22 protein-coding genes are annotated in these 26,915 nt (G+C 67.1%); 10 read left to right on the top strand and 12 right to left on the bottom strand.

The features are described 5' to 3' along the window. Positions 1–56 precede the first annotated feature (56 nt). The 3 genes from PKKP23_RS21120 (at position 57) to PKKP23_RS21110 (ending at position 4,264) form a co-directional block, all read left to right on the top strand. Positions 57–692, top strand: a complete 636-nt coding sequence (locus tag PKKP23_RS21120; RefSeq protein WP_126878289.1) for a hypothetical protein — start codon at positions 57–59, stop codon at positions 690–692. Positions 693–812: 120 nt separating this feature from the next. Further along, positions 813–3,236 carry a phosphoenolpyruvate synthase gene (gene ppsA / locus PKKP23_RS21115; protein ID WP_126878288.1) on the top strand — a complete coding sequence of 808 codons (2,424 nt, stop codon included), beginning with the start codon at positions 813–815 and terminating at the stop codon, positions 3,234–3,236. Between the two features lie 20 nt (positions 3,237–3,256). Beyond that, positions 3,257–4,264 carry a 1-phosphofructokinase family hexose kinase gene (locus PKKP23_RS21110; protein ID WP_126878311.1) on the top strand — a complete coding sequence of 336 codons (1,008 nt, stop codon included), beginning with the start codon at positions 3,257–3,259 and terminating at the stop codon, positions 4,262–4,264. On the opposite strand, the gene PKKP23_RS21105 is transcribed toward PKKP23_RS21110, so the two are convergent. The 11 genes from PKKP23_RS21105 to PKKP23_RS21055 form a co-directional block, all read right to left on the bottom strand. Beyond that, on the bottom strand, positions 4,265–4,960 hold the full coding sequence (locus PKKP23_RS21105) for a response regulator (protein WP_126878287.1): 696 nt from the start codon (positions 4,958–4,960) through the stop codon (positions 4,265–4,267). Further along, a complete protein-coding gene (locus tag PKKP23_RS21100) occupies positions 4,957–6,834 on the bottom strand; it encodes a type IV pili methyl-accepting chemotaxis transducer N-terminal domain-containing protein (RefSeq protein ID WP_126878286.1) in 1,878 nt (625 codons plus the stop codon). The genes PKKP23_RS21105 and PKKP23_RS21100 overlap by 4 nt, the downstream gene beginning before the upstream one ends. Before the next feature lie 179 nt (positions 6,835–7,013). Next, on the bottom strand, positions 7,014–7,535 hold the full coding sequence (locus tag PKKP23_RS21095) for a hemerythrin domain-containing protein (protein ID WP_240659082.1): 522 nt from the start codon (positions 7,533–7,535) through the stop codon (positions 7,014–7,016). A 146-nt stretch (positions 7,536–7,681) separates the two neighbouring features. Next, entirely contained in the window at positions 7,682–8,077 is a 396-nt protein-coding gene (locus tag PKKP23_RS21090; RefSeq protein ID WP_275094581.1) for a SirB2 family protein, read from the bottom strand. An 81-nt stretch (positions 8,078–8,158) separates the two neighbouring features. Next, positions 8,159–8,977 carry a peptidylprolyl isomerase gene (locus PKKP23_RS21085; RefSeq protein WP_126878283.1) on the bottom strand — a complete coding sequence of 273 codons (819 nt, stop codon included), beginning with the start codon at positions 8,975–8,977 and terminating at the stop codon, positions 8,159–8,161. 22 nt (positions 8,978–8,999) lie between these two features. Further along, positions 9,000–9,716, bottom strand: a complete 717-nt coding sequence (narI, locus tag PKKP23_RS21080) for a respiratory nitrate reductase subunit gamma (protein ID WP_017775783.1) — start codon at positions 9,714–9,716, stop codon at positions 9,000–9,002. After that, positions 9,713–10,468, bottom strand: coding sequence for a nitrate reductase molybdenum cofactor assembly chaperone (narJ, locus tag PKKP23_RS21075; protein ID WP_126878282.1), 756 nt, complete (start codon positions 10,466–10,468; stop codon positions 9,713–9,715). The genes narI and narJ overlap by 4 nt, the downstream gene beginning before the upstream one ends. A 2-nt stretch (positions 10,469–10,470) precedes the next feature. Further along, the gene (narH, locus tag PKKP23_RS21070) at positions 10,471–11,994 is read right to left on the bottom strand and encodes a nitrate reductase subunit beta (RefSeq protein WP_017775785.1); all 1,524 of its coding nucleotides are present in this window, start codon (positions 11,992–11,994) and stop codon (positions 10,471–10,473) included. Positions 11,995–12,021: 27 nt separating this feature from the next. Further along, positions 12,022–15,828: a nitrate reductase subunit alpha gene (locus PKKP23_RS21065; protein ID WP_126878281.1), complete on the bottom strand. Its 3,807-nt coding sequence runs from the start codon at positions 15,826–15,828 to the stop codon at positions 12,022–12,024. Between the two features lie 39 nt (positions 15,829–15,867). After that, positions 15,868–17,277 carry a NarK family nitrate/nitrite MFS transporter gene (locus PKKP23_RS21060; RefSeq protein WP_017775787.1) on the bottom strand — a complete coding sequence of 470 codons (1,410 nt, stop codon included), beginning with the start codon at positions 17,275–17,277 and terminating at the stop codon, positions 15,868–15,870. Beyond that, complete coding sequence (locus PKKP23_RS21055; protein ID WP_126878280.1) at positions 17,274–18,551, bottom strand: MFS transporter; 1,278 nt, start codon at positions 18,549–18,551, stop codon at positions 17,274–17,276. Before PKKP23_RS21055 ends, PKKP23_RS21060 begins: the two co-directional genes overlap by 4 nt. A gap of 410 nt (positions 18,552–18,961) precedes the next feature. Here PKKP23_RS21055 and PKKP23_RS21050 point away from each other — a divergent pair, with 410 nt between their 5' ends. From PKKP23_RS21050 to PKKP23_RS21025, 6 genes are all read left to right on the top strand, one after another. Next, positions 18,962–19,501 carry a hypothetical protein gene (locus PKKP23_RS21050; protein WP_126878279.1) on the top strand — a complete coding sequence of 180 codons (540 nt, stop codon included), beginning with the start codon at positions 18,962–18,964 and terminating at the stop codon, positions 19,499–19,501. 214 nt (positions 19,502–19,715) lie between these two features. After that, positions 19,716–20,123, top strand: a complete 408-nt coding sequence (locus tag PKKP23_RS21045; protein WP_126878278.1) for a response regulator — start codon at positions 19,716–19,718, stop codon at positions 20,121–20,123. 186 nt (positions 20,124–20,309) lie between these two features. Further along, positions 20,310–20,759 carry a CBS domain-containing protein gene (locus tag PKKP23_RS21040; protein ID WP_017775792.1) on the top strand — a complete coding sequence of 150 codons (450 nt, stop codon included), beginning with the start codon at positions 20,310–20,312 and terminating at the stop codon, positions 20,757–20,759. A gap of 257 nt (positions 20,760–21,016) precedes the next feature. After that, positions 21,017–22,324 (top strand): SfnB family sulfur acquisition oxidoreductase, encoded by a 1,308-nt coding sequence (locus PKKP23_RS21035; protein ID WP_126878277.1) that lies wholly within the window; start codon positions 21,017–21,019, stop codon positions 22,322–22,324. Between the two features lie 14 nt (positions 22,325–22,338). Beyond that, positions 22,339–23,613, top strand: a complete 1,275-nt coding sequence (locus tag PKKP23_RS21030) for an SfnB family sulfur acquisition oxidoreductase (protein ID WP_176048935.1) — start codon at positions 22,339–22,341, stop codon at positions 23,611–23,613. Beyond that, positions 23,613–25,079 (top strand): LLM class flavin-dependent oxidoreductase, encoded by a 1,467-nt coding sequence (locus PKKP23_RS21025; protein WP_126878276.1) that lies wholly within the window; start codon positions 23,613–23,615, stop codon positions 25,077–25,079. Before PKKP23_RS21030 ends, PKKP23_RS21025 begins: the two co-directional genes overlap by 1 nt. Positions 25,080–25,112: 33 nt before the next feature. Here PKKP23_RS21025 and PKKP23_RS34845 read toward each other — a convergent pair whose 3' ends face one another. Further along, positions 25,113–25,238: a hypothetical protein gene (locus PKKP23_RS34845; RefSeq protein ID WP_275094579.1), complete on the bottom strand. Its 126-nt coding sequence runs from the start codon at positions 25,236–25,238 to the stop codon at positions 25,113–25,115. 36 nt (positions 25,239–25,274) lie between these two features. On the opposite strand from PKKP23_RS34845, the gene PKKP23_RS21020 reads away from it, so the two are divergent. Next, positions 25,275–26,690 carry an MFS transporter gene (locus tag PKKP23_RS21020; protein ID WP_126878275.1) on the top strand — a complete coding sequence of 472 codons (1,416 nt, stop codon included), beginning with the start codon at positions 25,275–25,277 and terminating at the stop codon, positions 26,688–26,690. Positions 26,691–26,915: the final 225 nt, after the last annotated feature.

The following is a 26,915-nucleotide window of genomic DNA, read 5'->3' as shown; positions in this document are numbered from 1 at the left end:
AAGAGATACCGCTGCCGGCATCCGACCCGCGGACTCCACGCAAGAGGAACGAGCAAATGAAAGACGCATATGAACGACGCGCGCTGCTGCTTCATCTGGGCAGCGTGCTGCATGCCGCGAGCCAGATCGCGCAACGCAAACCCGGCGCCGTGTCCGCAAGCCATTGGCGTACCGCGGGCGACCTCGCGCAAGTGCTGCCCTGGCTCGAACATCTCTCGCCGCGCATCAGCGGTCCCGAGTTCGTGACGCGTGCATTGCAGGCGTTCCGCACGTGGCCCGAAGCGCTGCTCGCGCTGCCGCTCGATCACGCGAAGCTAGCCGAGCCGGTGCGCGAGCATCTGTTCGCGGGCAATCCGCGCGGATGGCAAGCCTATGTCGCGACGCTGCGCGCCGACGTGCCGTGGTTCGGCGAGGGCATAGGCGCTGAAACGTCGGGCGAATCCGGATCCGCGGCGCAAACACTCGATGAAGCGGATACGGGTGAGCGCGAAGACGAAGCCAACGAAGCCCCCGACAGCGGTGAAACCGAAGCCGCCGACGACGGCGCGGGCGGCGTGGAAGGTGCGGGCGGCGTGGGGTCGAAACGCGAAAGCATGGAAGGGACCGGTGAAGATGGCCAGAACGTAGAGCGCCAAAGCCCGGAAGGGCAGGCCCCGATCTATCCCTCCTGGCCGTGGAAGCCGGGCGTCTGAGGTGAATGAGGGGGCGAGGTCGCGGGCACCCGCAGCGCGCTCCGACCTTTGATCCCCGTCAAGCCCCGACCTGCCTGCAATGGCACGCTTGTCTGCACATTCGTAAGACAGGAGCGCGCCATGGCCACGCATACCACGCAGGTCGTCTGGTTCGAAGATCTGCGGCGCAGCGACGTACCGACCGTAGGCGGCAAGAACGCATCGCTTGGCGAAATGGTGGCTACGCTCGCCCCAAGCGGCGTGAAGGTGCCGCCGGGTTTTGCGACCACCGCCGACGCGTACTGGCATTTCGTCGAGGCGAACGGCCTGCGGCAGACGCTTGCCGTCACGCTGCGCGAACTCGCCGAAGGCAAGCTCACCCTTGCGGAGGCGGGCGACGCCATTCGCCGTGCGATTTTGCGCGGCGAATGGCCCCAGCAAACCGCCGATGCCATTCGCGCCGGCTACCGCGCACTGTGTGCGCGTGCCCATCGTGACGATCTCGACGTGGCCGTGCGCTCCAGCGCCACCGCCGAAGACCTGCCCGACGCCAGCTTCGCGGGCCAGCAGGAAACCTACCTCAACATCCGTGGCGAACGGGCGCTGCTCGACGCGTGCCGCCGCTGCTACGCGTCGCTGTTTACGGACCGCGCCATCGCCTATCGCGAAGCCAAAGGGTTCGACCATCTGAAGGTGGCGCTCTCGGTGGGTATCCAGCAGATGGTGCGCTCCGACGTGGGCGGCGCGGGCGTGATGTTCTCCATCGACACCGAAACCGGTTTCGACAAGGTCGTGCTCATCAACGCCGCGTGGGGCCTGGGCGAAAACGTCGTGCAGGGCGCGGTGGATCCGGACGAATACGAGGTGTTCAAGCCGCTGCTGGAAGACGAGGCGCACGTGCCGATCATCGGCAAGAAGCGCGGCGAGAAAGCGCAGAAGATGATCTACGCGAAGGCCGATACTTCTTCCCCGCTCGCCACGGCGCCCACCAAAAACGTGCCGGCGTCGAAGGCCGAGCGTGCCGCGTTCGTGCTCACCGACGGCGAAATTCTCACGCTCTCGCGCTGGGCCTGCATCATCGAAGGTCACTACGGCCAGCCGATGGACATCGAATGGGCCAAAGACGGCCTGACGGGCGAGATGTTCATCGTCCAGGCGCGGCCGGAGACCGTGCAGTCGCGGCGCGAGGCAAGTGCCGTGAAGACCTACCGCATCACGCAGGCGGGGCGCAAGCTGGTGGCGGGCGTGAGCATCGGCGAAGCGGTGGCGGCGGGCACGGTGTGCGTGATCGAGAGCCCGCGCGACATCGACCGCTTCGTGGACGGCTCAGTGCTCGTCACCGAGACCACGGACCCCGACTGGGTGCCCATCATGCGCCGCGCGGCGGCCATCATCACCGACCACGGCGGACGCACCTCGCACGCGGCCATCGTGAGCCGCGAGCTGGGATTGCCGGCCATTGTCGGCACGGGCAATGCCACGCATCTGCTGCACGACGAGCAGGAAGTGACGGTCTCGTGCGCCGAAGGCAGCGACGGCTTCGTCTACGAAGGCATCGCGCAATACGAAGTCGAGGAGATCGACTTCGGCAGCATTCCCGCCACGCAGACGAAGATCATGCTGAACCTCGCGAATCCCGCCGCGGCGTTCCGCTGGTGGCGCATTCCGGCCGACGGCGTGGGCCTCGCGCGCATGGAGTTCGTCGTGAGCAACCACATCAAGATTCATCCGATGGCGCTTGCGCGCTACGACACGCTCACGGACGAAGCCGCGAAAGCCACCATCGCGGCGCTCACCGAAGGCTACGAAGACAAGACCGAGTACTTCGTGGAGCGCCTCGCGCGCGGCCTCGGGCGCATCGCGGCGGCGCATTATCCACGGCCCGTCATCGTGCGCATGAGCGACTTCAAGACCAACGAATACGCGCATTTGATCGGCGGCGCCGAGTTCGAGCCCGCCGAAGAAAACCCGATGCTCGGTTTTCGCGGCGCGTCGCGCTATTACTCGCCGCGCTACCGCGACGGCTTCGCGCTGGAGTGTCGCGCCATCGAGCGGCTGCGCAACGAAATGGGCTTTGCCAACGTGATCGTGATGATCCCGTTTTGCCGCTCCACCAAAGAGGCCGACCGCGTGTTGCAGGTGATGGCAGAGAACGGACTCAAGCGCGGCCAGGACGGCTTGCAGGTCTACGTGATGTGCGAGATTCCGTCGAACGTGATTCTCGCGAAGGCCTTCGCGCAACGCTTCGACGGCTTTTCGATCGGCAGCAACGACCTGACGCAACTCACGCTCGGCGTGGATCGCGATTCGGCGGACCTGGCCGGCCTCTTCGACGAGCAGGACGAAGCGGTGAAGTGGATGATCGGCAGCGTCATCGCGCAGGCGCACGAGGCCGGCGCGAAGGTGGGGCTCTGCGGCCAGGCGCCCAGCGACCACCCCGAGTTCGCGGAATTCCTCGTAGCCTGCGGCATCGACTCGATTTCCGTGAGTCCGGACAGCTTCATCGCCGTGAAGCGCCGCGTGGCGGCCGCTGAATCGGCTGCTTCAAAGAAAACCACTCAATGACGCCAACGACGCCTCAATCGATGCAGACCACCTTCCACGCAGACCCATCGCCCACACGCGGGATTCTCACGGTCACGCTGAATCCCGCCGTCGATGTCGCGACCTCCGTGGAGCGGCTCGTGGAGTCGCACAAAATGCGCTGCACGCACGCGCAGCGCGACCCGGGCGGCGGTGGCATCAACGTGGCGCGCGTGATCCAGCGGCTATCCAGTGGTAGCGGCGACAGCGACAACAGCCGCAACTGTGTCGCGCTCTACCTCGCGGGCGGCGCAACGGGGCAGATGCTGCGCGAACTGCTGGACGCGGAGCACGTGAGCGGCGTGTGTATCGAGATTGCCGGCGAGACGCGCGAGAACTTCTCGGTGCGCGAAACATCGACGGGCCGCGAGTACCGCTTCGTGTTGCCGGGGCCCACGGTCACGGCGCACGAATGGCAAGCCTGTGCGGACTATCTGGCTTCTCTCGATCCGCCGCCGCGCTACCTCGTGCTGAGCGGCAGCCTGCCGCCAGGCCTGCCCGCCGATGCCTGGGCGCAACTCGCCAGAACAGCAAAGGCACGGGGCACGCGCGTGGTGGTCGATACGTCGGGGCCCGCGCTGGCGGCCGCGCTCGACGCCGGCGTGTATCTCGTCAAGCCGAGCCTGGGCGAATTGCGCGCACTCACGGGGCGGCCGCTCGACACGGAGCCCGAATGGCGCGAGGCAGCGCGGCAACTGGTGCGCGAAGGCCGCGCGCAGAGGGTGGCGCTCACGCTGGGCGAGCGCGGCGCGCTGCTGGTCAGCGAGGACCGCACGCTGAGCGCACCGGCGCTCGACGTGCCGGTTTCGAGTTCGATCGGCGCGGGCGACAGCTTTCTGGGCGCGATGGTCTGGGCGCTGAACCGGCAAGCCGACCTCGACGAGGCGTTCCGCTACGCGCTTGCAGCGGCCAGCGCCACGCTGCTCACCTCGGGCACGCGGCTTTGCAGTGCGGAAGAAGTGGCGCGGATGGTGGGGGAAATGGCGAAGGGGGGAGCGTCGGTAGGCTGATTACGCCGCCCGTTCCGCCGCATACACCGCCGCCTGCACGCGCGAGGTCAGATTGAGCTTGCGCAGGATGTGCTGCACGTGAATCTTCACCGTGGTCTCGGCAATCGCCAGCGAGCGCGCGATTTCCTTGTTCGTGGCGCCGCGTGCGATGTGCTGAAGAATTTCGGCCTCGCGGGCGGAGAGCGTATCGATCGGGTCGCGCTCCACTTCGGTCGCGGGCGCTGCGGGCGCAGCCTGCAACTGCTGGAACGCGCTCACGAGCTTGCCCGTCATCTCGGGACTGATCGTCGATTCGCCCGCCACGGCGCGCACGATGGCGTCGGCCATCACGTCGCTGTCCACCGTCTTGAGCAGATAACCGCGTGCGCCGCCGCGCAGGGCGGCCGCGAGATCGCGTTCGTCTTCGCTCACCGTGAGCATCAGCACGCCGGCGCGCGGCGCCGCTTCCTTGAGGCCCGCGAGCGCATCCACGCCGTTCACGCCGGGCAGGTGATTGTCGAGCAGGATGATGTCGGGCTGCGTATCCGCGGCGCGGCGGTAGGCTTCGCCCGCGTCGCCGGCTTCGGCCACCACCTCGAAGCGTTCGTCGGAGGCGAGCAGCGCGATCAGGCCGCGGCGAAAGAGCGTGTGATCGTCCACCACGAGCAGGCGCGCAGGCTTGCTCGCTGTAGTGGCCGGCAGGGTTGGCGTGTTCATGCGGCGAGCCTCCGCGGTTCGGGCAAGGTGAGCACAACGCGCGTGCCGGCGCCTCGCGCGGAAGTCACCGTGACGGTTGCGCCCACGCGCTCGGCGCGCTCGTGCATGATGCGCAGCCCCACGTGTGTCTGGTTGCCGGCGTGCTCTTCGGCGGCGAAGCCGCAGCCGTCGTCGCAGACTTCGACGCTCCACTGCGGCGCCTGCTTGACCTTCACCCACACCTGCGTGGCGTGCGCGTGCTTGCGCACGTTCGAGAGCGCTTCCTGCACCACGTGCAGCACCTGGACCTGAACGTCGGCGGGCAGCGGCACGCCGTCGTCGTTCACCGAAAGATGGGTGGCAAGGCCCGTCTGATGCTCGAACTTTTGCAGCGTGATGCGCAGCGCGGCCGCGATGTCCTCTTCGTTCGTGCGGGTGCGGAAGTGCACGAGCAGTTCGCGCACGTCGGAAAGGCTTTCGTGAATGCCTGCTTCGAGCTCGCCCACGGTGCGCGTCACTTGCGCGTCGTCGTCGCGGCGCAGCGCCGCGCGCAGCAGCGCGATCTGGATCTTCATGAACGCGAGGCTCTGCGCAATCGAATCGTGCAGTTCGCGGGCGAGCAGCCCGCGTTCCGCGGCCACCGCGGCTTCGCGCTCCAGTGCGCTCGCGCGCAAACCTTCGATCGCCACGGCCAGATGGTTCGCGAGCGTGTCGAGCAGGCCGCGGTCTTCGTCCGTGAGGGCGGCCTGGGTTTGATAGAACAGGTCCATTTCGCCGACCAGGCGGTCCTGCAAGCGCACGGGCACGCTGACTACGGTCCGGTAGCCGGCGCGCTCGCAATGGCCGAGCATCGCTTCGGCGCTTTCGGAGTGGATCGGGATGACGCGTGTGAGCGCCTCTTCCTGCGGCTGCGCGCAGAGGCAGTCGCCCGTCATCACGCAGTGTTCGTTGGCGGCCACCTCGGCGGGCAGGCCGTCGGAGGCCAGCATCACATAGCGGCGGTTCGCTTCGTCGGACCAGCGGATGGCGGCGGCATCGGCGTGGGCCGCGCGCCGCACGCGCTGGGCGAAGCCCTGGGCCAGTTCGTCGAGCGTCGCGGCGTGCGCGGCGAACGCGGTGGCCTGGTAGAGCGTGCTCAACCGTTCGTGCTGGGCGGCAAGGCGCACCGTCTTTTCCTCGACCTTGACTTCGAGGTTCTGGTAGAGCCCTTGCAGCGTTTCCGCCATGCGGTTGAAGCCCTCGGAGAGTTGGCCGAACTCGTCGCTCGAATCCACGGCGACGCGCGCCGAGAGGTCGCCTTCGCGGGCGCGGGCGAGCCCTGTTTGCAGCCGTTCGAGCGGATTGAACACGAACAGGTAGGCCGAGTAGAGCAGCGTGACGGCGCTTGCCACGGTCAAGGCCACCATGAAGAGTTGCAAGGCATTGAGAATGCCGGTGAGCGACGAAAGCCGTGTTTCCACCGAAGACACCAGCACGTCGATGTGTTCGACGAACGCCTCGGCCTGCCGCGCGGCCTCGGCGGCGCTGGGCGCCGCGGGGCCGGTCCATTGCGCGCGCAGCGTTTGCCAGTCGCGCTGGACGTCGAGAAAGGCTTGTGTGGAGCGGGCATCGTGGGGCAGGAACAACGGCCGGGCGGGGTCGCCGCTTTGCAGCAGCACAACGCTGCGGTCGAACTGCGCGACCTGTTGCGCGAGCTGTGCGGCATCGCCGCGGCCGAGCGTCTGGGCGATGCGCCAGGTTTGCATCCGCATGCGCCCGGCCTCGTTGACGGCCGCGGCGCCACCTTCGAGCTGCCAGCTCGCCCACAGCGTAAAGCTGATGGAGGAGAGGGCGACCAGCAGCAGCGTGCCGCCGATCAGGCCGAGTTTGGCCGAGAGGGTACGAAACCGGCTCATTGAAGTCCTTCTATTGCGCTTTCCAGGGTGCCTGGGTGCAGCAGGGTGTTGTGCTCGTGCCGCGAGTGCCACCGCGGGTGCCATATACCGCGTTTTTTGCCGGTGGTTCGCCCGTCGTCCGCCTGCCGCTGCTCCTGATGCCCTCGCGACCGGTCAGCCGGTGAAGGCGAGAGCGCGTCTCAGGACTCGGGCGGCCAGCGCACGCTGCGTCGCTTCGCCATCTCGCGGCCCATTTCGGTGCGGACGGTTTCGTCCATAGCGGCCTGCACGGCGGGATACGCCCCGCTTTCCTCCGCCTCGATGTGGGCGCGGTACAGCGTTGCAAAACCGGCCCAATCGGCAAAGGCGTCTGGTTCGGCATCGCGGCCTGCGGCACGTTGTGTTTTTACCGTCCCCTGGCCGTTGATCACTTGATCGAGGTCAAGCTTGATGGCCTGCCAGCGTCTGGACATCTCGACGTGATCCTGCTTCAGGCGCTCCACCAGGTGCTTCTGTTCGGGCGTCCCGTGGGCGGCCAGGGCGGGAAAGACGTGCCGTTCCTCGTCCTCGTGATGGGCGGGCGCCGCGATGTCGAAATATCGGACCACATCGCGGGCGGCTTGCTGCGCGGCTTCATCGCCCCCCGTTTCGGCAAGTCTTGCCGCGAGGCGTTCGAGCAGACGCAGCATGCGTTCGGCGTTGCCGTGGCAGGCGGCGAGCATCTCGAACGGCTCGTCGAAGCTGGCGGCGGGTCGGGAACCGGGAACGAGTAAGGGCGGCATGGCGGGGCTCGGTCAAAGGCGGCGTTGAAGGGGTGTGCAGTGTTGCGCGGAGGTCCGCTCGCTATGAACCAGTCCTTCCCGAACCTTCAACGCGCCCACAGGTAACTGAAGATCCCCGCCGGACTGTGCGTAATCGCGACGGAGGCGATGAACAGGTAGAGCGCAAGCGCGGTGCCATAGGCGGCGCCGCGCGCGGTGAGCGTTTTGCCGCGCTTGAGCGCGACCGACCCCGCCAGGATGTACGCCACCAGCACCAGCAGCTTGGTGCCGAGCCACGCGTCGTGTACGGGGTTCAAACGCAGCGTGGCCCACAAGGTGATGCCGGCCGCGAGCAGCAGCGTATCGATCACGTAGCTGGCCATGCGCCAATGGCGGCGCATGGGCCACGGCCGCTGCAGCAGCACGGCCGCGCCGCGCGTGGCGAAGAGGGCGCCGCTGCACGCGGCGAGTGTCATGTGCGCGTGCCGTAGCGCGGGCCACATTTCGATCAGGGACATGGTGCGGGAGAAAAGCGTCCGGTTGCGTCAGCGAGGAATCCACCCACGCAACCTTCGACGGAACCGCTATTGGACCAGCGGCGTAGGCACGCTGTCGAGATCCACGCCCGTGACGTCCGCCTCGCCTGCCAGCACGGTCACGTACTGGCGCAGCGCGGTGACGAACGCCTGCTGCCGCAGCGACTGCGCGGCGGCCTGGCTCACCGCCTCGAAGGGCGGCACGGTGCCCGGCTCGCGCGCCTGCACGTCCACCACGTGCAGGCCGAAGCGGCTGTGCACGAGTTGCGGCAGCACGCCTGTGTCGCGAATGCCGAAGATGGCGCGCGCGAACTCCGGCGCACATTCCTCGGCGCGCAGCCAGCCCAGCTGTCCGCCTTCGGCGGCGCTCGGGCAGTTCGACAGTTCGGCCGCGGCGCGGGCGAAGCTCTCGTCGGCACTGCTCGCGGAATCGGTGTCGTGGCAGCGCAGCTGGAGCAGGCACGCTTCCGCGCGCTGGCGCAGCAAGGTGATGTCCACGCCCGGCGTCACCGCGAACAGGATGTGCCGCGCGAGCAGCCGTTCGCCAATGGCGTAGCGGTTCGGGTTGGCGTCGTAGTAACGGCGGCACGCTTCGTCCGACGGCTCGGGCACCTTGAGCGCGGTTTCCAGCAGTGCCTCGATGGCCGCCGACGCGGCCGCGCTCGTGGCGCCCTGTACGGGCGCCGGGTCGTCGGCGGGGAGCAGGCCGGCGGCGATCGCGGCCTGGCGCAGCAGTTCGGTGCAGGCGCGCTGGCGCAGTTCGTCGGGGCTCAGCGCTTCGTCGGCCTGATGCAGCGGCACGCCGTTGACGGTAGCGACATCGACGAGGTCAGCGGGAGCCGCGACGGGCGAGTCCAGGGTGTTCATGGTGTTGTCTCCTTGCTGGGCGTTATGCCTTGCGGCGCGCCGAGGGCAAATTCATGCGGCGCGAGCGCACCAGCTGATAGGGGCGGAACAGATAGCCGACCGAGGCGAATCCGCTCCAGATATGCACGAGCCGGCTGAACGGAAACAGCAGGAAGATCGTCATGCCCAGCACGATGTGCACCTTGAACGGCCATTCGACAGCGGCGAGGAAAGCCGCATCGGGACGGAACGTGACGACGTGCTGCGCCCATTCGGCAAGCGAAAGCATGGTTGCGGCGTCGCCGCGGTCCGCGTACGAAAACGGCAGCGTGACGAGACCGAGGCACAGCTGGAACCAGAGGATCGCGAGAATCGCGAGGTCGGTGCGATGGCTCGTCAGGCGAATGCGCGGGTCGAACATGCGCCGGTGCAGCAGCAGCGTGAGGCCGATGAAGCAGATCACGCCGGCCGTGCCGCCCGAGAGAATGGCGAGCATCTGCTTGTGCTGCGCGCTGATGAACGGCGAGTAGATGAAGTGCGGCGTGAGCAGGCCCACCGTGTGCCCGAACAGCAGGAACAGGATGCCGATGTGGAACAGGTTGCTGCCCCAGCGCAGTTGCCCCGCGCGCAGCAGTTGCGACGAGTCGCTCTTCCACGTGTACTGGTCGCGGTCGAAGCGGGCGAGGCTGCCCATCAGGAACACCGCGAGGCAGATGTAGGGGTAGACGCTGAACAGGAAGGTATTGAGGGCGGAGTTCATGCGGACGCTCCCTGCGAAGAAGAAGGACTGGACGACGAGCGATGCGACGCCGCGGCGCCGCGCACGATGCGAATGGGTTGAGGCGCGCCGGCCTGCGCCGCCGCTGCTGCCTGGGTATCCGGCGAGATGCTCGCCGACGCGCAGGCGCCGAACGCCTCCGGCTCGCTCCAGCTTTCGTCGAGCGCGGGCTCGGCGGGCACGGCCACGGGCTGCGCCGGTTGTCCGGCCAGATCGAGCAGGGCGCCCAGCACGCTTGCGTAGTCGCTCTCGCGCTTGGTGAGCGCGCTGAAGATGGTCTGCACGATGTGCGCGACTTCGCCCAGCAGGCCCACCGCCGATTGCGCCGGCTGCGTCGACGCGTATTCGAGCAGCACGGTCAGGTGGTCGGGCAGTTCGTTCGAGGCGAGGTACATGCCCGCGGCCTCGTAGGTCTGGATGAGGTCGATCATCGCGGGACCGCGGTCGCGCGAATCGCCGTGCACGTGCTCAAAGAGATGCAGCGCCGTGCCGCGGCCGCGATCGAACAGGTCCACGTAGACCGCTTCGGATTCGAGGCCCGGGCGCGTGGTCAACGTGTCGATCAGCGTGTCGAGCGCCGCAAGCCGCGCCGCGCCGAGCACGGCCTGCGCATGCAGCGCTTCGCGCACGTCGGGTAGATCGGCGCGCATGGCGGCGTCCGGGTAGTCGAGCAGGCGCGCCAGCGCGCGCAGCGTCACCGGCAGGCCGTGGGAAGAAAGGGTGCGGGACGTCATGCTCAGATCTCCACCTTGATCGGAATGGTGCGTTTCTTTTCGCTGCCGAAGAGGCTCGTTTCCGTCGTGCCTTCCGAGCAGCCGTTGCCGAAGCTGAAGCCGCAGCCGCCGCGCACGTTGAACGCGTTCTCGGCGTACTCGCGGTGCGTGGTCGGAATCACGAAGCGGTCTTCGTAGTTCGCAATGGCCATCACGCGATACATCTCTTCCACCTGTGCGGGCGTCAGGCCCGTTTGCGTGAGCGCTGCGTGGTTTTCCACGCCGTCCACGTGCTTGCCGCGCTGCCAGGCGCGCATGGCGAGCATGCGTTCGAGCGCGCGCACCACCGGCGCCGTGTCGCCCGCCGTCAGCAGGTTGGCCAGGTACTTCACGGGAATGCGCAACTGGCGCACGTCCGGAATCTCGCCGTTCGCGCTCACGTGGCCCGCCTGCGCGGCGGACGTGATGGGCGAGAGCGGCGGCACGTACCAGACCATCGGCAGCGTGCGGTATTCCGGGTGCAGCGGCAGCGCCACCTTCCAGTCCACGGCCATGCGGTAGACGGGGCTCGAACGCGCGGCTTCCAGCCAGTTTTCGGGCACGCCGTCGCGACGGGCCTGCTCGATCACTTCCGGGTCGTTCGGGTCGAGGAAGATGCCGAGCTGCGCCTCATAGAGGTTGCGGTCTTCGGCCACGCTTGCCGCTTCTTCGATGCGGTCCGCGTCGTAGAGCATCACGCCCAGGTAGCGGATGCGGCCCACGCAGGTTTCCGAGCACACCGTGGGCTGGCCCGCTTCGATACGCGGATAGCAGAAGATGCACTTCTCGGCCTTGCCGCTCTTCCAGTTGTAATAGATCTTCTTGTACGGGCAGCCCGACACGCACATGCGCCAGCCGCGGCACTTGTCCTGGTCGATCAGCACGATGCCGTCTTCCTCGCGCTTGTAGATGGAGCCCGAGGGGCACGACGCCACGCATGCCGGGTTCAGGCAGTGCTCGCACAGGCGCGGCAGATACATCATGAAGGTGTTCTCGAACTGGCCGTAGATGTCCTTCTGGATGTCGTCGAAGTTGCGGTCCTTGCTGCGCTTCGAAAATTCACCGCCCAGAATTTCTTCCCAGTTCGGGCCCCACACGATCTTCTCCATGCGCTGGCCCGTAATCAGGCTGCGCGGGCGCGCGGTGGGCGCGGCCTTCATTTCGGGCGCGCTGTGCAGATGCTCGTAGTCGAACGTGAAGGGCTCGTAGTAGTCGTCGATCTGCGGCAGGTTCGGGTTCGCGAAGATGCGCATCAGGAGCTTCCACTTCGCGCCCTGGCGCGGGACGATGGAGCCGTCGGCCTGACGAATCCAGCCGCCGTTCCACTTGTCCTGGTTCTCCCATTCCTTCGGGTAGCCGATACCCGGCTTCGTTTCCACGTTGTTGAACCACGCGTATTCCACGCCTGGGCGGCTCGTCCACACGTTCTTGCAGGTCACGCTGCAGGTGTGGCAGCCAATGCACTTGTCGAGATTCAGCACCATGCCGATCTGTGCGCGTACTTTCATGTCTGGCTCCTTGTGATCGACGATGCTTCAGGGGTTCTCGCCCTGCGACTGGAAGGCTTTCGCGAGCTCGTCGCCGCGCGGCGTGTCGAGCCAGTCCACTTGTTTCATCTTGCGGACCACGACGAACTCGTCGCGGTTGGTGCCGATCGTTCCGTAATAGTTGAATCCGTAGGCAAGCTGCGCGTAGCCGCCAATCATGTGAGTGGGCTTGAGCACGATGCGCGTGACGGAGTTGTGAATGCCGCCGCGCACGCCCGTGATCTCCGAGCCCGGTGTGTTGATGATCTTTTCCTGCGCGTGGTACATGAGCACCATGCCCTGATTCACGCGCTGGCTCACCACCGCCCGCGCCGCAATGGCGCCGTTGATGTTGAAGAGTTCCACCCAGTCGTTGTCTTCGATGCCGGCGCGCTTCGCGTCGTCTTCCGAAAGCCATACGACGGGGCCGCCGCGGTTGAGCGTGAGCATCAGCAGGTTGTCGCTGTAGGTGCTGTGAATGCCCCACTTCTGGTGCGGCGTGATGAAATTCAGCACGATCTCGGGCTCGCCGTTCGAGCGGATGTTGTGAATCTCGCTCGTCGCTTTCAGGTCCACGGGCGGCCGGTAGCTCGAAAAACCTTCGCCGAACGCGATCATCCACGGGTGGTCCTGGTAGAACTGCTGCCGCCCGGTGAGGGTGCGCCAGGGGATCAGTTCATGCACGTTGGTGTAGCCCGCGTTGTAGCTCACCGTCTCGCTTTCGATGCCGCTCCACGTAGGCGAGCTGATGATCTTGCGCGGCTGCGCCTGCACGTCGCGATAACGGATCTTCTCGTCTTCGCGATAGAGCGCAAGGTGCCGGTGCTCGCGGCCCGTCGCCTTCGAGAGCGCGTCCCACGCCTTCACGGCGACGTGGCCGTTGGTTTCGGGTGCGAGTTGCAGAATCACCTCGCAGGCGTCGATGTCGGTGACGATCTTCGGCATGCCTTGCGTCACGCCGGGTTCACGCGTCACGCCATTGAGTTCGCCCAGTTGCCGCACTTCGGTTTCGGTCTGCCACGCAATGCCCTTGCCGCCGTTGCCCACGCGGTTCATGAGCGGCCCGAGCGCCGTAAAGCGCTTGTAGAGGTTCGGGTAGTCGCGTTCCACCACGTTGATCTGCGGCGCGGTCTTGCCCGGCACCACGGGGCATTCGCCCTTGTGCCACTCCTCTACGCCGAACGGTTGCGCAAGCTCGCCCGGCGAGTCGTGCATGAGCGGCGTGAGCACGACGTCTTTCTCGACGCCCAGATGCCCCACGCTCACTTCGCTTACGGCCTTGGCGAAACCCTTGTAGATCTCCCAGTCGGAGCGCGCTTGCCAGACCGGGTCCACCGCTGCGGAAAGCGGGTGGATGAACGGGTGCATGTCGCTCGTGTTGAGGTCGTTCTTCTCGTACCAGCTTGCGGTAGGCAGCACGATGTCCGAATAGAGGCACGTGGTGCTCATGCGGAAGTCGAGCGTGACGAGCAGGTCGAGCTTGCCTTGCGGCGCATGCTCGTGCCATTTCACTTCGGCGGGCTTCGCGTCGTCGCGGCCCAGGTCCTTGCCTTGCACGCCGTTTTCGGTGCCGAGCAGGTGCTTGCAGAAATACTCGTGACCCTTGCCCGACGAACCCAGCAGGTTCGAACGCCACACGAACATGTTGCGCGGCCAGTTCTGCGGCGCGTCCGGGTCTTCGCAGCTCATGCGCAGACTGCCGTCGGTGAGGCCTTGCACCACGTAGTCCTTCGGCTCCATGCCTTTCGCCGCTGCTGCTGCCGCGATATGCAGCGGGTTGGTTTCCAGCTGCGGCGCGCTGGGCAGCCAGCCCATGCGTTCGGCGCGCACGTTGTAGTCGATCATGCTGCCGCCGTACTGCTTGCGGTCGGCGAGCGGCGAGACGATTTCGTCGACGTTGAGCTTCTCGTAGCGCCACTGGTCGGTGTGCGCGTAGAAGAAGCTCGTGCTGTTGGTCTGGCGCGGCGGACGGATCCAGTCGAGCGCGAAGGCGAGCGCGGTCCAGCCCGTTTGCGGACGCAGCTTTTCCTGGCCCACGTAGTGCGCCCAGCCGCCGCCGCTCTTGCCGATGCAGCCGCACATCATGAGCAGGTTGATCACGCCGCGGTAGTTCATGTCGGCGTGGTACCAGTGGTTCATGGCGGCGCCGATGATGACCATCGAGCGGCCCTGCGTCTTGTCCGCGTTGGCGGCGAATTCGCGCGCCACGGTGACGATCTGCTCGCGCGGCACGCCGGTGATGCTCTCGGCCCAGGCGGGCGTGTAGGGCGCGTCGTCGTCGTAGCTCGCGGCGCCGCTGCCGAAGCCGCGGTCGATACCGTACTGCGCGGCCTGCAGGTCGAACACGGTGGCGACGATCGCTTCGCGCACTTCGCCGTCTTTGCCGAGCGGCAGGCGCACGGCGGGCACGCGCGCCATGTTGATGTCGCCTTGCTGCGCATTGGCCGGGAAGTGCGGCGAGGTGATGCCGCCGAAGTAGGGGAATGCCACGTCGACGATCTCGTGGGCCTGTTCTTCACCTTCGATCACGGAAAGCTTCAGGTGCACCGGCCCGCCGTGGCGCGCTTCCTTGTCTTCGAGGTTCCACTTGCCTTCGTCGTCGCGGCCCTCTGCGCCCCAGCGGAAGCCGATCGAGCCGTTCGGCAACACGGCGTGGCCCGCCATGTCGAACGCCATGGTTTTCCATTCGGGGTTGTTCGACTGGCCCAGCTTGCCGTTGAAGTCGCTCGCGCGCAGGTAGCGGTCGGGCACGAGCGTCACGCGGCCGTCGGCCAGCGTGTGCTCGCGCAGCAGCACGAGCATGGGCAGGTCGGTGTAGCGGCGCGCGTAGTCGTCGAAATAGGCGCTGCGGGTGCGGAAGTAGAACTCGTTGAGCGCGACGTGGCCCATTGCCATGGCGAGCGCGGCGTCCGTGCCCTGGCGCGGATGCAGCCAGAGGTCGGAGAGCTTGGCTACTTCGCTGTAGTCGGGCGTGACCGCCACCGTCTTCGTGCCCTTGTAGCGCACTTCGGTGAAGAAGTGCGCGTCCGGTGTGCGGGTCTGCGGCACGTTGCTGCCCCACGCGATGATGTAGCTGGAGTTGTACCAGTCCGCGGATTCAGGCACGTCGGTCTGCTCGCCCCACACCTGCGGGCTCGAGGGCGGCAGGTCGCAGTACCAGTCGTAGAAGCTCATGCAGACGCCGCCGATCAGGCTCAGGTAGCGGCTGCCCGCGGCGTAGCTCACCATGCTCATCGCGGGAATGGGCGAGAAGCCGACGATGCGGTCCGGGCCGTGCTGCTTGATGGTGTAGACGTTGGCCGCCGCGACGAGCTGGTTCACCTCGTCCCACGTGCTGCGCACGAAGCCGCCCATACCGCGCACCTTCTGGTAGTCGCGGCGGGCTTCGTCGTCTTCCACGATGGACGCCCATGCGGCCACCGGATCTTTGGCCACGGCAAGCGCCGCGCGCCAGCGCGAGAGCAGCCGGCCGCGCACCATCGGGTACTTCACGCGGTTGGCGCTGTAGAGGTACCACGAGTAGGAGGCGCCGCGCGCGCAGCCGCGCGGTTCGTGATTGGGCATGTCCCAGCGCGTGCGCGGATAGTCGGTCTGCTGGGTTTCCCACGTGACGATGCCGCCCTTCACGTAGATCTTCCAGGAGCACGAGCCCGTACAGTTCACGCCGTGCGTGCTGCGCACGATCTTGTCGTGCGACCAGCGGTTGCGATAGGCGTCTTCCCACGTGCGGTCCTCGCCCGTGGTGACGCCGTGTCCGTCCGAGAAGCTTTCCCTGGGCAACACGAAGTGCGTCAGGCGATCGAGGAAGTGACTCATGTAACGGCTCCGTTTGAAATCAGCAAGAATCAGCAAGAATCAGCAGGGCATAGGCGCGTTGCGGCGGGCGTAGTGCCACCAGGTCACGGCGATGCAGATGAGGTAGAAGGCGATGAACACGTAGAGCGCCGCTTCCGGGCCGCCCGTGAGCGCAATCGAGCTGCCGTAGCTCTTCGGGATGAAGAAGCCGCCGTAGGCCGCCATGGCTGCGGAAAAGCCGAGCGTGGCGGCGGCTTCGGTGTTGCCTTCCTTCGTGGCGCGCGCCACGGCGTCGCGGTCCTTGGGGTTCACTTCGCGCAGCTTCAGCGTCTGGAAGATCACGGGGATCATGCGGAACGTGGAGCCGTTGCCGATGCCCGTGGTGAGAAAGAGCACGAGGAAGCTCGAGAAGAAACCGCCGAACACGCCGCCCGAGGGGCCGGTGGGCAGGAAGTACAGCACGCCGCCCACGGCGCAGGCCATCACGACGAAGTTCCAGAGCGTGACGCGCGCGCCGCCCAGCCGGTCGGCGAGCCATCCGCCGAACGGACGCACCACCGCGCCGACGAGCGGCCCGAGCCACGCGTAGGCAAGCGGGTTGATGCCGGGGAACTGGCTCTTGATGAGGAGCGGAAAGCCTGCCGCATAACCGATGAACGAGCCGAAGGTGCCCAGATAGAGCACGCACATGAGCCAGTTGTGCTTGCGGCGAAAGATCACGGCCTGCTCGGAGAACGACGCCTTGGCTTCGGCCAGATCGTTCATGCCGAACCAGGCGGCAAGCGACGCAATGGCGATCCACGGCACCCAGATGAACGCGGCGTTCTGCGTCCAGACCTGGATCGTCTCGTGATTCTTGATGATGGTTTGCGGCGCGCCGCCGAAGATGCCGAAGACGCCGGCGGTCACCACGAGCGGGCTCAGAAACTGCACCACCGAGACCCCGAGGTTGCCGAGGCCCGCGTTCACGCCGAGCGCCGAACCCTTGCGCTCCTTCGGAAAGAAGAAGCTGATGTTGGCCATGCTCGAGCTGAAGTTGCCGCCGCCGAAGCCGCACAGCAGCGCGAGCAGCAGCATGGTGGGGTAGCTCGTGGTGTTGTCCTGCACGGCAAAGCCGATGCCGAGCGCGGGAATGAGCAGCGAGGCGGTGGAGATCGCCGTCCAGCGGCGACCGCCCACGAGCGGCACCATGAACGAGTAGAAGATGCGCAGCGTGGCGCCGCTCAGCGCGGGCGCGGCGGCGAGCCAGAATAGCTGGTTCGTCGAATAGTGAAAGCCGAGCGAGGGCAGGCTTACGGCCACCACGCTCCACACCTGCCAGATGGCGAAGGCGAGAAACAGCGCCGGCACCGAGATCCACAGGTTCAGTCGCGCGACGGCTTCGCCCTCGCGTTCCCAGAACGCCTTGTCTTCAGGCGTCCAGATTTCGAGCAGGCGGCCGCGCCGCGAGCCCAAGGGTTGGGAGTTCATTTGGATTCTCCTTGAGAGGGGCGCACATTTGCCACATTGAGCACGTTGGCCGTGCGCACTTCGGTCCAGTACATCCAGATCAGCGAGACCCAGACGATTCCGTAAAGCAGCATGAAGGCGCTGGAGCGGATGCCGGTGAGGTCGAGCAGCGCGCCGAACAGAATGGGCAGCAGGAAACCGCCGAGGCCGCCCGCGAGGCCCACGATGCCGCTCACGGCGCCGATGTTGTGCGAGAAGTCGTTGCTGATGTACTTGAAGACGCTCGCCTTGCCGAAGGCCCAGCAGATGCCGAGCAGGAACATGAGCGCGGTGAAGGTGTAGACGTTGAGGCCGACGTGGAAGGTCTTCGCGCCGGCCACCGTCGATACGGTGAACGAGGTTTGCGGGTAGCTCAGCAGGAAGAGGCAGACCCAGCTCACCCACATCACCCACCAGGTGACGCGGTGCGCGCCGTGACGGTCAGAGAGCACGCCGCCAATGGCGCGCAGCACGCCGCCCGGCAGCGAGAAGCAGGCCGCGAGCAGGGCGGCCACGCGAATGTCGAGCCCGTATTCGCCGACGTAGTACTGCACCATCCAGAGGCTCAGGCCCACATAGCCGCCGAACACGATGCTGTAGTACTGGCAGTAGCGCAGCACCTTCGGGTCTTTCAGCACGCGCAGCTGTTCGGTGAAGGTCGTGTTGGCGGGCACCACATGCTTCGGGTCGCTCGCGCTGCCCAGCCAGAAGACGATCAGCGTGCCGAGCAGCAGCGCGGCGTAGACCTTGGGCACGCTCGTCCAGCCGTAGGCCACGAGCAGCGCGGGCGCGAGAAACTTGTTGACCGCCGCGCCCGAGTTGCCGGCGCCGAACACGCCCATCGCCGTACCTTGCCGCTCCTTCGGGAACCAGCGTGCGACGTAGGGCGTGCCCACGGAGAAGGCACCGCCCGCCAGCCCCAGCACCATGCCGATGGCGAGGTAGTGCCAGTACAGCGTCGCATACGCCATCAGCCACACAGCGGGCACGACCACGGCGAGCAACACGGCCATGACGATGCGGCCGCCGAAGCGGTCGGTCCAGATGCCGAGCGGCACGCGGATCAGCGACCCGGAAAGCACCGGCATCGCGGTAAGCAGGCCGAACTCCGTCGCGTTCAGTCCGAGCGTCTTGCGGATGGGAATGCCGATCACGGCAAACATCATCCAGACCATGAAGCACACGGTGAACGCGAAGGTGCTGACCGCGAGTACGGACCAGGCCTTGCGGGGAACGGGAGTGGGAGAGCTGCGCACGGCGTACCGCCATCGTTGACAGGATGGCTCATTGTGGTTGGCGCGCCGGTGCCTGAATATCCGCCCGGTGGGTGCACGGGGCGAAGCGGAAGAACGATGCCGAAGGGGTCGGGGTAGTTCGAAAGAACTATGTCGTGGGGCGCGTGCCGATGAAAGACCAGGCGCGAATGGCGTCTTGCGCCGACAGGCATGCGGCGTGCGGCCCCATGCGAAAGCGTGCGCGCAAGCAGGGCATGCACAGGTCGCCGCGCAGCAGTTGCGTAGAAAGGCTGTGCGGAAAGATCCGCTTACAAAAACGCTACGGCGTTCGACAACGCAGGGGCGGGGCTTGTGGTCAAATGCGCATCGACCTTGAGTTTTGTGAAGCCATGTGTACCCAGCATTCGAGCATTAACCCCTCCGGCAGTCTGATGAATGGCGCGCGAGCGCGTGCAGCGGGCCTGCGCCGCATCGCGTTGCGAAGCGCGGCGGCGCTCGCCGTGCTGACCGTGGCAGGCTGTGCGGCGTATCCCTACAACACCTACGGCACCTACGACAGTTCGTATTACGGCGGCGCGGTGGACAACGGCTATTACTACGCGCCGTACGGACCGGCAACCGTCTATGACAACGGCCCCGTCTACTACGGGCCGGGCTACGGCGGCTGGTATGGCGACCGCGGTTACTGGCGCGATGGCGACCGTGATTGGGGACACGGGTCGTGGGGCGACCGCGGCCGGCCGCCGCAAGACCCGCGGCCGATGCCGGGCCACCGGCCGCCGGGTGGCGGCCCCCCGGGCGCGCGATCGCCGGCTCCCGCAGCGGCGGCCGCACCGGCGCCAGCGCCTTCTGCGGCTCCGGCTCCGGCACCGTCGGGGGCTCGCGGCGGTAACGGTGGCGGCGGTGGCGGCGGTGGCGGGGGAGGAACCCGGCGCGGCCCGCAATGGGGCCAGGGTGGTGGCTGGCATTGATGGACTCTAAGGGGTCCCGATGAAGCGCCGAATGAGTGCCAGGAAGCGCTCTGGCGAAAGGTAAATGAAACTTTGCGCGCCGCTTGCCCGTCTGCAGCGGTGCGCGCACATGAGCCTCGCGCCTCGCCTCCTTTGGGCGCTTGTCGGAAAACCCCTACACGCAACTCGTCCTGCGCTGATTTCTTCGAATCGGCGTGTTGTGGATACTGCACCTATGAATGCGGAAACCCTCGTGCCCTCCCTGAACATCTTTCTCGTGGAAGATTCGACGCTCGTGCGCAAGCGGCTTGCCGCTTTGCTCGAGGCGCTCGGTGGCGTGAAGATCGTGGGCGAAGCGGACGAACCGGTCTCGGCGCTGGCGGGCATTGCCGCTGCCGAAGACGTGGACATCGCGATCGTCGATCTGCAACTGCTCGAAGGCAGCAGCGGCCTCACGGTGCTCAAGGGGCTTGCGAGCCAGCATCCGGGCATCGTGCCCATCGTCCTCACCAACTCGGCTTTGCCGCAGTACCGCGACGCGTGTTTTGCCGCGGGCGCGCGCTACTTCTTCGACAAGGCCACCGAAATCGGCACGCTGCGCGACGTGGTGCGGCGCTTTGCCGAGGGCAACGAGTCTGTCTGATCCGACAGACGCCCGTCTGCTTCCCGCCTTACCTCCTCAGCGTTTCTCTTTCCACACCGACCGTCCCACGCTCCGCTTCGTCTGCGCGAGCCGGTTGACGCACGTCAATGCCGCGACCCCGCCGCGTTCTACGCTGAACACGCGCTTCGTCAATGGTCGTCGGAGGCAGACAAGAGGAATTGCATCATGCACGTCGGAAAAATCGTTACGCGTCCCGTGGAGACCTGCGGCGTCAACGAGAGCGCCTCGGCGCTCGCCGCACGCATGCGCCAGTCGCACGTGGGCAATCTCGTGGTCATCGAATATCGCAACGGCGAAGCGGTGCCGGTCGGGCTCGTGACCGACCGCGACCTCGTCGTGACCGTGCTCGCCAACAAGCTGGACGCCGAGCGCGTCACCGCGGGCGAGATCATGTCGCGCGGCGTCGTGGTCGCCAACGAGGGCGACGAAGTGAGCGTCGCGCTCGAACAGATGCGCCGCTCGGGCGTGCGCCGCCTGCCGGTGGTCGATGAAACCGGCAAGCTCACCGGCATCGTCGCGATGGACGATGTGGTCGAATATCTCGCCTCGATGCTCGTCGACGTGTCGCGCGTGGGCCGGCTGCAGGCGATCGAGGAGCAGCGCTTCAGGGGCTAGGGAAGTGTGGGCTGGCGCGTAGCCTCAGTGAAACTGAGCGGTGAAACCCGGCCGTGAAACCTGGCTGTGAAGCCCGGCTGTGAAGCCCGCGGCAAGAAAACCGCATGCTGCACTGCGGCGCTAAATCGGCAAACCCGATAAGCAAGTGAGAAATTGCTGGTAGGGCATCGCGCCCCGGGCTGTTCCAATGGAGGCTTTCGGCCCGTCCATTCGCCTTTGTGCGGGACGGGCGCGTCATTCCCCCGGTTCGAACTGCCATGCCGCTCACGTCGCCCAGGTCCATCCAGCAGTCAACGTCTTCAACGCCTCGCCTTCCTCGACCGCCCGATCCCGCACGCGTGCAGCGCATCGCCGACGATGCCGCCGCACTCGCCGCCGCCCGCACGCTGGCCAGCGCCGTCGCAGCAGGCGCTGCGGCGCGCGACCGCGAGCGCGCATTGCCGTGGGACGAACTCGACCAGTGGTCCGAAAGCGGACTCGGCGCCATCACGGTGCCGCGCGAATACGGCGGGGCCGACGTCTCGTACGCCACGCTCGCCGAAGTGTTCGTGACGCTGTGCGAAGCAGACCCCGCCCTCGGCCAGATTCCGCAGAACCACTTCGGCGTGCTCGGTCTGCTGCGCGAAGCCGGCACGCCGGAACAAAAAGCGCGTTTCTACGGCGAAGTGCTGGCAGGCCGACGCCTTGGCAACGCGGGACCCGAGCGTCGCGCCACCCCGGCCGGCGCCGTCGCGGCGCCCACCATCCTGCACGGCACCACGCGTTTGCAGACCACGCCCGACGGCCTGCGCCTCTCGGGCCGGCGCTTCTATTCCACAGGCGCGCTCTTCGCGCACCGCATTCCGACGCGCGCCACCGACGACGAGGGCCGCGCCGTGCAGGTCTGGGTGCCGCGCGACGCACCGGGCGTCACGGTTATCGACGACTGGAGCGCTTTCGGCCAGCGCATCACCGCGAGCGGGACCGTTGAATTCGACAACGTTCCCATTGACGCGAGCGACGTGGTCGCGGTCTGGCCGCTCGCCGACCGTCCCGGCCTGTACGGTCCCACCTCGCAGTTGATCCAGGCCGCCATCGATCAAGGCATCGCCCAGGCCGCTGTTGCCGACGCGCTCGGTTTCGTGCGCGAGCGCGCGCGGCCCTGGATCGACTCAGGTCTCGAGTATGCGAGCGACGACCCTTACATCATCGCGGACGTCGGCCGGCTGCAGATCGACCTGCACGCCGCGCACGAAGTGCTGATGGAGGCGGGCCGCACGCTCGACGACCTCGCGGCGCGACAACAGGCCCGGCAACAACAAGGCCCGCTCGATGCCGAAGCGAGCGCGCAGGCGTCGGTGGCCGTGGCCGAAGCGAAGGTGCTCACCACGCGCATCGCGCTCGAAGCGAGCGAGAAGCTCTTCGAACTGGCGGGCTCCGCGGCCACGCGCGCCGCGCACAACCTCGACCGCCACTGGCGCAACGCCCGCACGCATACGCTGCACGACCCGGTGCGCTGGAAGCTGCACCTGCTCGGCAACTATCACCTGAACCACGTGCTGCCTGCGCGCCACGCCTGGAACTGACAAGGAGCCCGACGATGACCGTCGAACTGACCGCGGCGCCCGATGCGGCCGCTACGACCTCGGTTGCGCACGCGCCGCAGCCAGCAGGACTGACGGCCCCCAGCGTGCCCGCTCGAATCGAAAACGACGCCCACGCCGTTCAGACCGCCGTTCGCCTCGCCGCGCAATTCGCGCCGCAGGCCGCGCTGCGCGACCGCGAGCGCCGCCTGCCGTGGGCCGAACTCGATGCCTTCGTCGCGAGCGGCCTGTGGTCCATCACCGTGCCGCGCGAGTACGGCGGCCCCGGCGTCAAGGCGGGCACGCTCGCCGAAGTGATCGCGACGATTTCCGCCGCGGACGGCTCGCTCGGCCAGATCCCGCAGAACCATTTCTACGCGCTCGAAGTGCTGCGCGTAGGCGGCAGCGCGGCGCAGCAGCGCTTCTTCTACGACCGCGTGCTGGCGGGCGAGCGCTTCGGCAACGCGCTCGCGGAGATCGGCCAGCGCGACTTCAAACGCCGCACGCGGCTCACGCGCACGAGCGCGGGCTGGCACATCGACGGCCGCAAGTTCTACTGCACCGGCGCGCTCTACGCGCACTGGATTCCGACGCTCGTCGTGGCCGAAGAAGATGGCCGCGATGTCTCGTATCTCGCGTTCGTGCCGCGTCACGCGCGCGGCGTCACTGTGATCGACGACTGGGACGGGTTCGGGCAGCGCGTGACCGGCAGCGGTTCGGTGCAGTTCGAGCACGTCGAGGTGGAGCCCGAATGGGTGGTGCCGTTCCAGGCGTCGTTCGATCGCGCGACCCCTATCGGGCCGCTTGCGCAGATCATGCATGCCGCCATCGACCTGGGGCAGGCGCGCGGTGCGTTCGCCGCCGCGCTCGAGTTCGTGCGCGAGCACGCACGCCCATGGATCGACGCGAAAGTGGCGCGCGCCGCGGACGACCCGCTCGCCATCGTGCAATTCGGCGACCTCGCCGCACGTCTGCGCGGCGCCGAGGCGTTGCTGCGCCGCGCGGGGCGCTTCGTCGATGCCGCGCAGGGCGCGCCCGACGAAGCCTCCGTTGCCGAGGCCTCCATCGCCGTGGCCGAGGCGCGCGCGGCGACCACCACCATTTCGCTCGACGCCGGCTCGCGCCTCTTCGAACTCGCGGGCACGGCGGCCACGCTCGACGGTCTCGGCCTCGACCGCTTCTGGCGCAACGCGCGCACGCACACGCTGCACGATCCGGTGCGCTGGAAGTACCACGCCATCGGCAACTTCTATCTGAACGGCACCCGGCCGCCGCGCCACGGAGCCCTGTAATGCCGAACACGCGCGCCCGCAAACGCCTCCTGCTCAACGCGTTCAACATGAACTGCGTGGGCCACATCAACCACGGTCTGTGGACGCATCCGCGCGACCGCTCCTCGGACTACCGGCTGCTCTCGTACTGGACGGACCTCGCCCGCACGCTCGAACGCGGCCTCTTCGACGGGCTTTTTCTCGCGGACATCGTGGGCGTCTACGACGTGTATCAGCGCAACGTGGACGTGACGCTGCGAGAGTCGATCCAGTTGCCGGTCAACGACCCGACGCTGCTCGTGCCCGCGATGGCCGCCGCCACGCAGCACCTGGGCTTCGGCGTGACGGTCAATCTCACGTACGAGGCGCCGTATCTGCTTGCGCGGCGCTTCTCGACGCTCGACCACCTCACGCAAGGCCGCATCGGCTGGAACATCGTGACGGGGTATCTCGACAGCGCGGCGCGTGCGATGGGGCAGCCCGCGCAACTGCCGCACGACGAACGCTACGACCGCGCCGACGAGTATCTGGAGGTGCTCTATCAACTCTGGGAAGGCAGCTGGGAAGACGGTGCCGTGCGGCGCGACAAGGCCGCGCGCGTCTACGCGGACCCGGCAAAGGTGCACCGCGTGGAGCACACGGGCCGCTATTACGACGTGCACGGCTACCACCTCGCCGAGCCCTCGCCGCAGCGCACGCCGGTGCTGTTCCAGGCGGGCAGTTCCGGCCGCGGCCAGCGCTTTGCCGCGCGCCACGCGGAATGCGTGTTCATTTCGCCGCCCAACCGCGAGGTGGGACGCGAAACGGTGCGCGCGTTGCGCGAGCAACTCGTGAAAGCGGGCAGACGGCCCGACGACGTGAAGGTATTCGTCGGCGCGGCCGTGGTGCCCGGCGCAACCGAGGCCGAAGCGCGCGAGAAGCACGCCGACTATCTGCACTACGCGAGCCGCGAGGCGGGCCTCGCGCACTTCGCGGCGAGCACGGGCATCGACTACGCGCAATACGACCTCGACGAGCCCGTGGACTACTCGCCGGGCAACGCCATCGAATCCGCGACGCGCACCGCGCAGGCACACGGCTGGACGCGCCGCAAGCTGCTCGACCTGTTCGCGTTGGGCGGCCGCTATCCGGCGATCGTCGGTACGGCGGACCAGGTGGCCGACGAGTTGCAGAAGTGGGTGGACGAAGCCGACGTGGACGGTTTCAATCTGAGCCGCACGGTGGTGCCCGAAAGCTACGAAGACTTCGTGGATCTCGTGGTGCCCGAACTGCAGAACCGCGGCATCTACAAGACGGCTTACGAAGCGGGCACGTTGCGGCACAAGCTGTTCGGCGAAGGCGACACGCTGCCCGCGCGGCATGCGGGAGCGTTGTTTCGCGTGGGGCGTGAGCATGCTTCGGAACCCGAAGTAGCGGCCGGCAGCGAACGAGGCGACTCGCAGCTGTTCGGGTTCGGGCCCGCGCCCGCGCCCGCGAAAAGCATATGAAAAAACGTTGCTTGGTGCGCTGCGGCGCGTTCGCTACGATGCAGCGGACTTGCCACCATCGCGCATAAGCGCCTCGTCCTCATGTCCACCGTTGCCGACGCTTCTAATCTTCCCACCGCCGTTTCCGTTGATGGCGTCGATGCCGCCGATGCGGTCCATCCACTACCGCACCACGACAGCACAGGAACGCTCGTCGTGCGATCCGCCGAAGACGTGGCGCGCATTGTCGGCACGGGCGCCGCGAAGGGCGGCAACGCGCGCTGGGTTATCGCGATTGCGCTGGGCGGCGTGTTCCTCGATGCCTACGACCTCACGTCGCTCGCGTATGGCGTGAAGGACATCGCCCGCGAGTTCGCGCTGAGTCCCGCCCAGGTGGGGCTCGTGTCGGCGGCCATTACGTTCGGCGCGATCTTGGGGGCGCTCGTGGGCGGCTATCTCACCGATCGTATCGGGCGCTATCGCGTCTTCATGGCCGACATGCTGTTCTTCGTGGTGGCCGCCATTGCGGCCGGGCTCGCGCCGAACGTCTGGGTGCTGGGTGGCGCGCGTTTTCTGATGGGCTTCGGCGTGGGGCTGGACCTGCCGGTGGCCATGGCGTTTCTCGCGGAGTTCTCGAAGGTGACGGGCAAGGGCAGCAAGGCCGCGAGCGTCGCGGCGTGGTGCCCGGCGTGGTACGCCGCCACGAGCACCTGCTATCTGCTCATTCTCGGGCTCTACGCGGTGCTGCCCGAGCATCAGTTGGGCTGGCTGTGGCGCTTCACGCTCGCGTTCGGCGCGGTGCCTGCGCTGCTCATCATCGCCGTGCGCAGCCGTTATATCAGCGAGTCGCCCGTGTGGGCCGCGAATCAGGGCGACCTGGAAGGCGCGGCGCGCATTCTCAAGCGGGCGTATGGCGTCGAAGTCGTCGTTCAACGCGATGCCGCGCCCGTGTCGAAACCGCGCGTGGCCTCGTGGCGCAGCTACGGCGCGCTCTTTCGCGGACGCTACGCGCGGCGCACCGTGCTGGCCGCGACGATCGGCGCGGCGTCCTCGTTCGGCTACAACGCGATCGTCTACGGCTTGCCCGTGATTCTCGCGAGTTTTCTCAAGCAGGGGCCGCTCACCACCATCGTCGCGGCCTTGGCCCTGAACCTGCTGTTCGCGTTCGTGGGCGGCTTGATCGGCGTGCGCTTCGTGTCGCGCTTCGGCGCCTGGAAGATGACGGCGTTGGGCCATGCGTTGCAGTTCGCGTCGCTGATCGGGCTCGCGCTGATCGGACGGCCGGGCAGCGGCCTCTTCGTGGTGCTCGCCATTCTGCTGCTGGGCGGGTATCTGCTGGGGCAGGGGTTCGGGCCGGGCGCGCACAGCATGAGCTTCGCGTCGCTCAGCTACCCGACTTCGTTGCGCGGCGTGGGCGTGGGCTTTAACCAGACGCTCGTGCGCACGGCGTCCACGGTCTCGCTGTTCCTGTTTCCGATTCTCGCGGCGGCGCTCGGCACCCAGGTGTTCTGGGTCATCGCGCTCGCGCCGTTGACGTCGCTCGTCGTGCTGCTGCTCATCCGCTGGGACCCGGCGGGCTACGACATCGACGCCGAGGACTACGGGCGAGGGGCGGCGGTCGGCGCAGCGTAGGCCGCTTCTTTTCTCCAGGGCTTCGAGCCGGGCTGCTCGCCGGCCCGAACGGTTCGCACAAGGAGGACTTCGCGAGGCACGAACAGGAATCGCCCTTGCGTTCCCCCTGCGTTCCCCTTGCGTTCCTTTGTGTCCTGATATGCGAGGCGCGGCTTCTGAGCCGCCCCTCGTGTGTCGTTTCGACAAGCACGTGACACGTCGCCGCACCTGGGTGCGGCGCGCGCT

The organism is Paraburkholderia kururiensis JCM 10599 = LMG 19447, from assembly GCF_003986935.1.
Classification (GTDB): Bacteria; Pseudomonadota; Gammaproteobacteria; order Burkholderiales; family Burkholderiaceae; genus Paraburkholderia; species Paraburkholderia kururiensis.
The sequence above is the reverse complement of the archived record's forward strand: the minus strand, read 5'-3'. Positions and strand labels throughout refer to the sequence as shown.

Excerpts from the sequence above, each read along its gene's own strand:
- PKKP23_RS21100 (WP_126878286.1), bottom strand. The coding sequence starts at position 6,834 with ATGAGCCGGTTTCGTACCCTCTCGGCCAAACTCGGCCTGATCGGCGGC.
- PKKP23_RS21110 (WP_126878311.1), top strand. The coding sequence starts at position 3,257 with ATGCAGACCACCTTCCACGCAGACCCATCGCCCACACGCGGGATTCTC.
- PKKP23_RS21050 (WP_126878279.1), top strand. The coding sequence starts at position 18,962 with ATGAATGGCGCGCGAGCGCGTGCAGCGGGCCTGCGCCGCATCGCGTTG.
- ppsA (WP_126878288.1), top strand. The coding sequence starts at position 813 with ATGGCCACGCATACCACGCAGGTCGTCTGGTTCGAAGATCTGCGGCGC.
- PKKP23_RS21040 (WP_017775792.1), top strand. The coding sequence starts at position 20,310 with ATGCACGTCGGAAAAATCGTTACGCGTCCCGTGGAGACCTGCGGCGTC.
- PKKP23_RS21120 (WP_126878289.1), top strand. The coding sequence starts at position 57 with ATGAAAGACGCATATGAACGACGCGCGCTGCTGCTTCATCTGGGCAGC.
- PKKP23_RS21045 (WP_126878278.1), top strand. The coding sequence starts at position 19,716 with ATGAATGCGGAAACCCTCGTGCCCTCCCTGAACATCTTTCTCGTGGAA.
- PKKP23_RS21090 (WP_275094581.1), bottom strand. The coding sequence starts at position 8,077 with ATGTGGCCCGCGCTACGGCACGCGCACATGACACTCGCCGCGTGCAGC.
- PKKP23_RS21095 (WP_240659082.1), bottom strand. The coding sequence starts at position 7,535 with ATGCTCGCCGCCTGCCACGGCAACGCCGAACGCATGCTGCGTCTGCTC.
- PKKP23_RS21035 (WP_126878277.1), top strand. The coding sequence starts at position 21,017 with ATGCCGCTCACGTCGCCCAGGTCCATCCAGCAGTCAACGTCTTCAACG.
- PKKP23_RS21025 (WP_126878276.1), top strand. The coding sequence starts at position 23,613 with ATGCCGAACACGCGCGCCCGCAAACGCCTCCTGCTCAACGCGTTCAAC.
- narJ (WP_126878282.1), bottom strand. The coding sequence starts at position 10,468 with ATGACGTCCCGCACCCTTTCTTCCCACGGCCTGCCGGTGACGCTGCGC.
- narI (WP_017775783.1), bottom strand. The coding sequence starts at position 9,716 with ATGAACTCCGCCCTCAATACCTTCCTGTTCAGCGTCTACCCCTACATC.
- PKKP23_RS21065 (WP_126878281.1), bottom strand. The coding sequence starts at position 15,828 with ATGAGTCACTTCCTCGATCGCCTGACGCACTTCGTGTTGCCCAGGGAA.
- PKKP23_RS21030 (WP_176048935.1), top strand. The coding sequence starts at position 22,339 with ATGACCGTCGAACTGACCGCGGCGCCCGATGCGGCCGCTACGACCTCG.
- narH (WP_017775785.1), bottom strand. The coding sequence starts at position 11,994 with ATGAAAGTACGCGCACAGATCGGCATGGTGCTGAATCTCGACAAGTGC.
- PKKP23_RS21060 (WP_017775787.1), bottom strand. The coding sequence starts at position 17,277 with ATGAACTCCCAACCCTTGGGCTCGCGGCGCGGCCGCCTGCTCGAAATC.
- PKKP23_RS34845 (WP_275094579.1), bottom strand. The coding sequence starts at position 25,238 with ATGGACCGCATCGGCGGCATCGACGCCATCAACGGAAACGGCGGTGGG.
- PKKP23_RS21105 (WP_126878287.1), bottom strand. The coding sequence starts at position 4,960 with ATGAACACGCCAACCCTGCCGGCCACTACAGCGAGCAAGCCTGCGCGC.
- PKKP23_RS21085 (WP_126878283.1), bottom strand. The coding sequence starts at position 8,977 with ATGAACACCCTGGACTCGCCCGTCGCGGCTCCCGCTGACCTCGTCGAT.